The sequence below is a fragment of the Mycobacteriales bacterium genome (assembly GCA_036497565.1).
Lineage (GTDB): Bacteria > Actinomycetota > Actinomycetes > Mycobacteriales > QHCD01 > DASXJE01.
Genome location: DASXJE010000302.1, coordinates 1 through 7,523 on the forward strand (window position 1 = coordinate 1; position 7,523 = coordinate 7,523).

Sequence of the window (7,523 nt, forward strand, 5' to 3'; positions counted from 1 at the left end):
GAGTGCATCTACATCGAGTCCGGCGCGGGCCGGTTCGAGTCGGTCTTCGGCGGCTTCGACATCGGGCAGGGCGACTACATCATCGTCCCGACGTCGACCACCTACCGGCTGCTGCCGACCGGCGCTGCGCCGCTGCGCACCTACGTCGTCGAGGCGAGCGGGCACATCTCGCCGCCGAAGCGCTACCTGACCGCCAAGGGCCAGTTCAACGAGTTCTCGCCGTACTGCGAGCGCGACCTGCGTGCCCCCACCGAGCCGCTGCAGCTCGACGGCGAGGAGGTCGACGTCCTCGTGCAGCACCGGCAGGGCTGGACCAGGCTGACCTATGCCCACCACCCGTTCGACGTGGTCGGCTGGGACGGCTGCCTCTATCCTTACGCCTTCAATGTCGCCGACTTCGAACCGATCACCGGACGGGTGCACCAGCCGCCGCCCGTCCATCAGGTGTTCGAGGGATCAAACTTCGTCATCTGCAACTTCGTCCCCCGCAAGGTCGACTACCACGAGGGATCCATCCCGGTGCCCTACAACCACGCCAACGTCGATTCCGACGAGGTGATGTTCTACTGCGGCGGCAACTACGAGGCGCGCAAGGGCGCGGGCATCGAGCAGGGCTCGATCTCCCTGCACCCCAGCGGCTTCACCCACGGTCCGCAGCCGGGCTCGGCGGAGCGCGCGATCGGCGCGACGTTCTTCGACGAGTTGGCGGTCATGGTCGACACGTTCCGGCCGCTGGACATCTGCGACGCCGGCTTCGGCTGCGAAGATCCCGCCTACGCCTGGACCTGGTCCGGCACCCACCGCCACTGATGGCGATACCTCGACCCCGCCGCAAGCGCGGCACCGTGCGTCCGATCCGGCTGCTCGGCGACCCGGTCCTGCGAACCTCCACCGACCCGGTCACGTCCTTCGATCCGGAGCTCGAGCGCCTGGTCGACGACATGTTCGCGTCGATGTACGCCGCCGACGGCGCCGGACTCGCGGCCAATCAGATCGGCGTCGGACTTTCGATCTTCGTCTTCGACTGCGCCGACGAATCAGGTCGCAAGCATGTCGGCCACGTGATCAACCCGACGAGCGTCGTGGCGGACGGCGGCCCGCGTACCGACCCCGAGGGCTGCCTGTCGGTGCCGCATCTGTTCTTCGACGCCGAGCGCCAGGCGCACGCGGTCGTCGAAGGCGTCGATCTGCACGGCGAGCCGGTGCGCGTGCAGGGTGACGGCTACCTCGCGCGGTGCCTGCAGCACGAGACGGATCATTTGCGCGGCGGGGTCTTCCTCGATCGGCTCACCGGTGACGAGCGCAGGTCGGCTCTGCGCGAGGTCCGCAGCGCCGACTGGTCGCACTAACTTCGCGGGTTCAGCCAGCGCGACATGCGGATGGCGAAGTAGATCTCGAGTCCGAACATGCCGACGAAAGCTTCCTGCGGACGAACCGCGTATCGCACCGCATCTCCGAGAGTGCCGCCGAAGTGCGCGTGATGCAGGGCGATGAACAGCAGCGGCAGGATGACGAGTAGCGCCCACCAGGCCTGCCGGACCCGCAGTGGGCTGGGCCGGTCGGGGGTCAGGATGCCGCGGTCGGTGATGTCGAAGGCGATCGGCGCCAGGATCATCATCACGACGCCCTCGGCCAGGTTGGTCGGGAACCGCACCAGCGAGGTGTGGTCGAAGATGAGCAGGAGGATGAAGACGGCGAGCGCGCAGCCCCCGGCGACATACTTCGACGGCCGCCGGATGAACTGGACGTAGGGGATCAGGAAAGCGAGAGCGAAAAGCGTCTCGTTCAGCGTCTTGACGGTGCTCAGGATGTTGGAGTTGTAGAACCACAGGAACAACCCGAACATCACCAGAGCGCCGGCGCCGGTGACGATCCACTCGCTGCTCCGCCCGGCGATACGCGGCCGCACGAATTCGATCCACAGCGGCAGGATCAGCGCCAGCACGTAGCCTTCGCTGTCGTAGCCGATGTGCTTGCCGACCGTGCCGGGAATGATGTCGGTCAGCGTCTTGCTGATGATGAGCCCGAGCAGCAGGCACAGGCCGAGGTAGTACACGAGGGCGACCGCCCGCTTCCAACGCCGGCGGGAGGCGAGGTCAATGTCGGGCGCGGTCGCCGATTTCGTCGTCACCTGGGAATTATGACGGATTTCAGTCTCCTCCTACGGCATCTTGCGGCAGCTACCGCTCGCGGACGACGACCGTGAGCTCCAGCCGGGTGAGAGTTGTGGCACCTGAGGTTGGCTGCGGACAGAGCGCCGACGGCTACCAGGGATCGATGCCGAGCAGCTGCCGGGTGAGCGGGGACATCGCGGCCAGCTGCAGGTCGTTGTAGCGCGCCGGGTCATCCGGCTCACCTACGCCGTGCGGGTGGTCGGTGCGGACGTAGCGCTGGAACTGCGCGACCCGGGCCTGCGTACGACGGTTGTGCGAGGCTCCGTGCGGCATGAGGTGGTGCACCAACGCGAAGTCCCCGGCCTCGCCGGTGACCTCGACGCTGTCCATGTGGGTGATCCTCTTCCAGTCGGTGTGCAGGTGCCGGCCCTTGGCGTCGGCCCGGGCCTCCTCCTCGACCCGCCGGTGCCCACCCGGTACGACGTGGATGCCGCCGCCGTCGGGGAGCACGTCGGTGAAGTAGAAGCAGCCACCGAGCTGCACCTCTTCGAGGGAGAAGAGGAAGTTGTCGCGGGTGGCGGGCACCGAGGCGTCGATGTGCAGGGTCTGGCTCAACGCGCGGTCCCGCGACGCGTCGTTGCGCAGGGTGACTCCGAGGGAGCCGTCGAAGACCCGCAGCCGCGGGCTCTCGAGCAGCTGCGCGGCGACGGCGTAAAGACGCTCGTTGCCGAAGAGCGGCAGCAGCTCCGGAATGTCGTAGGTCTGGTCGTGCTCGGTGCGCATCGGCTTGATGCGACCGTCGGCGACGTGCCAGTGCGGCGGGATGGAGAGGTCGCGGGGGATCAGGTCGGTGATCACCCGGCGGTAGTGCTCGGCCTCATCCCGGGACAGGACGCCGCGCACCAGGAGATAGCCCTGCTCCCAGAACTGGTCGACCTCCTTGTCGTCGAGGACGCGAGGAACGTCGAGCGCGCGGGTCACGGTGGCCTCCAGCGGGATCACGGATAATGGACGACGCGACTGGTTGACGAGTCTAGGCACCTTCTGCGAGGCCGGCGGGACCGATTTCAGCGGGTCGGCCAGTCCTCGCCGAGACCTTCCTCGCTCGATCCCGGCGGCTGCGGCGCGACATCAGCCGCGGCGGCGGCGACCGCGGCGGCGACGGCCGCCGTGACCTGAGGGTCGAAGACGCTCGGCACGATGTAGTACGGGTTGAGTTGCTCGTCGGTGACCACGTGGGCCAGGGCATCGGCGGCGCTGAGCATCATCTCGGCCGTGATGTCGTGGGCGCGCGCGTCGAGCAGACCACGGAACACGCCGGGGAAGGCGAGCACATTGTTGATCTGGTTCGGATAGTCGCTGCGCCCGGACGCGACGACCGCCGCCACCTCGCGGGCCGCGTCCATGTTGACCTCGGGATCGGGGTTGGCGAGCGCGAAGACGATCGCGTGCTCGGCCATCCGATAGAGGTATTCGGCCGGCAGGATGTCGGCGGCGCTGACGCCGATGAAGACGTCGGCACCGTCCAGGGCGACGTCGAGGCCGCCGGTCCGGCCTGCGGGATTGGTCGCCGCGGCGAGCGCGCGCTTGTCCGGCGACAGCCGGTCGTCGTCCGGGGAGAGAATGCCTTCCCGGTCCCACACCAGCAGGTGTTTCGCGCCGGCGGCGAGCAGCAGCGTGACGATCGCCGTCCCGGCGGCGCCGCCCCCGGCCACCACGATCTTGACGTCGGAGAGCACCTTCTCCACGCAACGCAGCGCGTTGGTCAGCGCGGCGAGCACCACGATCGCCGTACCGTGCTGGTCGTCGTGGAACACCGGGATGTCGAGCCGGTCACGCAGGCGACGCTCGATCTCGAAGCAGCGCGGCGCGGAGATGTCCTCCAGGTTGACCCCGCCGAAGCCGGGAGAGATCAGCTCGACGGTCCGAACGATCTCGTCGACGTCAGTGGTGTCGAGGCAGATCGGCCACGCGTCGATCCCGGCGAACCGCTTGAAGAGCGCGGCCTTGCCCTCCATCACCGGCAGGGCGGCGCCCGGGCCGAGGTTGCCCAGGCCGAGCACCGCGGTGCCGTCGGTCACAACCGCCACGCTGTTGCCCTTGACGGTGAGCCGCCGGACGTCCTCGGGGTGTTCGGCCAGCGCCAGGGCGACCCGGGCCACGCCGGGGGTGTAGGCCATCGACATGTCGTCGCGGGTCCGCAGCGGCACCTTGGAGGCCACCTCGATCTTCCCGCCGATGTGAAGGAGGAAGGTGCGGTCGCTGACCTTGTGGACGGTGGCCCCGGCAACGTCGCGGAGCGCCGCGACGATCTCGTCGGCGTGCTCGCCGTTGGTCGCCGAACAGGTCACGTCGATCACGAGCCGGTCGTGCCTCGACTCGGCCACGTCGATCGCGGTCACCACGCCGCCGGCGTGCCCGATCGCCGTCGCCACCCGGCCCACCACCGCGGGATCCGGATCGGTGACCAGGCGCACCGTGATCGAGTACGACGCGCTCGTGGGAAGCGCGCGGCCGTTGCCTCGCGGCGGTGTGGCGGGCGGTGTGCTCATGGCGCGGACAGCGTACGGCGACGGAGCGGACCGCCGCCCGCGGGCCCGCGGGCCCGCGGAGAAATTGTTTGACTCCGAACTGTTCTTGGTCGAACAATGTTGGTCGTGGACCTCGATGCCGACCAGATCGAGCGGCTGAACGACTCGCCGCTCCCGCGGCTGGTCGCGATCGCCGGCGGGCTCCTGAGCAGCAGCTGGCGCCGGGTGCTCGAGCAGCACGGGCTCGCGACCTCGGGCATGATCCTCCTCTTCGCGCTCTCCGCGGAGAACGACCTGACCCACCGCGAGGCCGCCCGACGCTGCTGGGTGTCCGCCGGCACCCTGACCGGCGTCGTCGACTCGTTGGTCGAGGAGGGCCTGGTCACGCGGCACCCCGACGACAGCGATCGGCGCATCGTGCGGCTGGCCCTCACCCGGGCCGGCAAGGAGCGGGTCAGCGCGGCCGGAGCCGACCTGAGCAGCGAATTCGGCCCCATCTCCGGCGGCCTGACCGACGACGAGGCGGCCGTCGTACGGCGCTACCTCGTCGGCCTGATCACCAACCTCGAAGGCCCCAAGCACAGCACCGCCGCTCAGCGCCTCTCGCCCACGACTTCGGAGGGACCGTGACCACAGAGCTCGCCGCACCGACCGAACGGACGGCGACCATCCCGGCCGTCGAGGTCGAGGCGCTCGTCAAGCGCTACCCGAAGGCCACCACGAACGCGGTCGACGGGGTGTCGTTCACCGTGCTGCCCGGCGAGATCTTCGGTCTGCTCGGACCGAACGGCGCCGGCAAGACAACCACGGTCGGCGTGCTCACCACCCGGGTGCGGCTGACCAGCGGGGCCGCCCGGGTTTCCGGCATCGACGTCAGCCGCGATCCCGTGGGCGCCCGCCGGCGGCTGGCCGTCGTACCGCAGCGCAACAACCTCGACCGGTCGGTCTCGATCCGGCAGAACCTGCTCTTCCACGCCGCCTACCACGGCACGCCGGCCCGCGAGCGCGGCCCGCGGGCGGACGAACTGCTGGAGGAGTTCGGCCTGTCCGAGCGCGCGAACGACAAGCCGGCGCGGTTCTCCGGCGGCCAGGAGCAGCGGGTGATGATCGCCCGGGCGCTGATGCACGCGCCGGACGTGCTGTTCCTCGACGAACCGTCGACCGGCCTCGACCCCGCGGCCCGGCTCTTCGTCTGGGACCGGATCCGCGACCTCAAGGCCCGGGGCGTCACGATCGTGCTCACCACGCACGACATGGACGAGGCCGACGCCCTGGCCGACCGGGTCGGGATCATGGACCACGGCACGCTGCTGGCGCTGGACACCCCGACCGCGCTGACCCGGTCGCTGCCCGGCAGCACCACGCTCGACGTGACGCTGCTCCCGCCGGACGGCGTGCCGCCGGACGAGCTGATCGACGCGCTCGCCGGGCTCACCGACGTCGAACGGGTCGAGCCCATCAAGGAGGCCGCCGGCCCCCCCGGTGAGGACCTGCGGCTCCGGCTCTACGTCAGCGGCGAGGCGCCACCGCTCGTCGCGCCGGTGGCGACGCTGCTCGGCGAGCACGCCGCAACCCTGTCCGACGTGACGATCGGTAAGCCGAGCCTCGAGGACGTCTTCATCCACTTCACCGGAAGGATGCTCCGATGAGCGGGCCCGTGACGACGGCGGCGACACCGCAGACCCGACCGGTCAGCCGCGCCGAACCACCCCCGGAACGGGCCAACTCCACCGCAGCCGCCCGCGCGCTCTGGGCGATCCTGCGGCGCGACCTCTACGTCACGTCGCGCGAGCTGCCGGTCTTCTTCGCGCAGGTCGTGCTGCAGCCGCTGTTCATGCTCTTCGTCTTCGGGAAGATCCTGACCAGCATCGGCTACGCCCGGGGCAACTTCGCCGAGCTGCTCTTCCCCGGCATCGTCGCGCTGACCGCGGTGCTCACTGCGCTGCAGTCGACGTCGTTCCCGCTGGTACTCGACTTCAGCTTCACGAAGGAGATCGAGGACCGGCTGCTGGCGCCGTTGCCGGTCGGCCTGGTCGCCATCGAGAAGATCATCTTCGCGACCGCCCGGGCGTTGGTGGCCGCCGCGGTGATGTTTCCGATCGGGGTCGGCGTACTCGGCTCGATCCCCTGGCGGCCGTCCGGGATCCCGCTGCTGATCGTGGGCCTCGTCCTCGGGGCACTGACCGGCTCGGCGTTGGGCATGTGCCTCGGCACCCTGGTACCGCCGGAGCGCATCAACATCATTTTCGCGGTGATCCTCACCCCGCTGCTCTTCACCGGCTGCACGCAGTACCCGTGGCCGTCGCTGAACAAGCTGGAGTGGTTCCAGTGGGTCACGGCCCTCAACCCGCTGACCTACGTGAGCGAGAGCATGCGCGCCGCTCTGGTGCCGTCCATCCCGCACATCAAGCCGTGGATCTGCATCGTCGTACTCATCGGGTTCCTGATCCTCTTCACCTACGTCGGGGTCCGTGGCTTCCTCCGGCGGGCGGTCGACTAGGGGCGAGATGCGGGGCAGGTACGACGGTGCAAGACTGCCGGGCGACCGTTAGTCCTGCGAAGGAGTCTGCATGCCCCGCAGCCGTCGTGCCTGGCTCGCCGTTCCGCTGACCCTCGCGCTCGCGACGGCCGGCGTCGCTGTCGGACTCCCGGCGTCGGCGCACCCGTCGGCCGCACCACCGGTCGAGCACGTGGCCACCGGCACGGGTGGCGCGGTCGTGTCGGACAGCCCGGACGCGACGCGGGCGGGGCTGTCGGTGCTGCGCCACGGAGGCAACGCCGCGGACGCCGCCGTCGCGGTCGCCTCCACGCTGGGCGTCACCGATCCCTACGTCGCCGGCATCGGCGGCGGTGGCTACTTCGCCTATTACGACGCCCG

Annotated in this window: 9 protein-coding genes; 6 read left to right on the forward strand and 3 right to left on the reverse strand. The window is 69.7% G+C overall.

All coding sequences use genetic code 11. The annotated features are described in order from the left end of the window. A partial coding sequence (locus VGH85_23190) for a homogentisate 1,2-dioxygenase domain-containing protein (protein HEY2176726.1) occupies window positions 1-810 on the forward strand: 810 nt, incomplete at its 5' end. Continuing rightward, window positions 810-1,349, forward strand: a complete 540-nt coding sequence (def, locus tag VGH85_23195) for a peptide deformylase (protein HEY2176727.1) — start codon at window positions 810-812, stop codon at window positions 1,347-1,349. The genes VGH85_23190 and def, both read left to right, overlap by 1 nt. Here def and VGH85_23200 read toward each other — a convergent pair. The 3 genes from VGH85_23200 to VGH85_23210 form a co-directional block, all read right to left on the reverse strand. Further along, window positions 1,346-2,131 (reverse strand): hypothetical protein, encoded by a 786-nt coding sequence (locus VGH85_23200; GenBank protein ID HEY2176728.1) that lies wholly within the window; start codon window positions 2,129-2,131, stop codon window positions 1,346-1,348. The two genes, def and VGH85_23200, sit on opposite strands and share 4 nt — an antisense overlap. 133 nt (window positions 2,132-2,264) lie before the next feature. After that, window positions 2,265-3,095, reverse strand: a complete 831-nt coding sequence (locus VGH85_23205) for a phytanoyl-CoA dioxygenase family protein (GenBank protein ID HEY2176729.1) — start codon at window positions 3,093-3,095, stop codon at window positions 2,265-2,267. Window positions 3,096-3,181: 86 nt separating this feature from the next. Further along, complete coding sequence (locus VGH85_23210; GenBank protein ID HEY2176730.1) at window positions 3,182-4,666, reverse strand: NAD-dependent malic enzyme; 1,485 nt, start codon at window positions 4,664-4,666, stop codon at window positions 3,182-3,184. Between the two features lie 105 nt (window positions 4,667-4,771). Between VGH85_23210 and VGH85_23215 the strand changes: the two genes are divergently transcribed. The 4 genes from VGH85_23215 to VGH85_23230 all read left to right on the forward strand — a co-directional run. Next, window positions 4,772-5,275 (forward strand): MarR family transcriptional regulator, encoded by a 504-nt coding sequence (locus VGH85_23215; GenBank protein ID HEY2176731.1) that lies wholly within the window; start codon window positions 4,772-4,774, stop codon window positions 5,273-5,275. Further along, window positions 5,272-6,294, forward strand: a complete 1,023-nt coding sequence (locus VGH85_23220) for an ABC transporter ATP-binding protein (protein HEY2176732.1) — start codon at window positions 5,272-5,274, stop codon at window positions 6,292-6,294. Before VGH85_23215 ends, VGH85_23220 begins: the two co-directional genes overlap by 4 nt. After that, window positions 6,291-7,145 (forward strand): ABC transporter permease, encoded by an 855-nt coding sequence (locus VGH85_23225; protein ID HEY2176733.1) that lies wholly within the window; start codon window positions 6,291-6,293, stop codon window positions 7,143-7,145. Before VGH85_23220 ends, VGH85_23225 begins: the two co-directional genes overlap by 4 nt. A gap of 70 nt (window positions 7,146-7,215) precedes the next feature. Then, window positions 7,216-7,523: gamma-glutamyltransferase (locus VGH85_23230; protein HEY2176734.1), on the forward strand; the 308-nt coding region annotated here is incomplete at its 3' end.

Bases quoted from the DNA above. Each gene is read 5' to 3' on its own strand.
- def (HEY2176727.1), top strand. From the start codon at position 810: ATGGCGATACCTCGACCCCGCCGCAAGCGCGGCACCGTGCGTCCGATC.
- VGH85_23210 (HEY2176730.1), bottom strand. From the start codon at position 4,666: ATGAGCACACCGCCCGCCACACCGCCGCGAGGCAACGGCCGCGCGCTT.
- VGH85_23225 (HEY2176733.1), top strand. From the start codon at position 6,291: ATGAGCGGGCCCGTGACGACGGCGGCGACACCGCAGACCCGACCGGTC.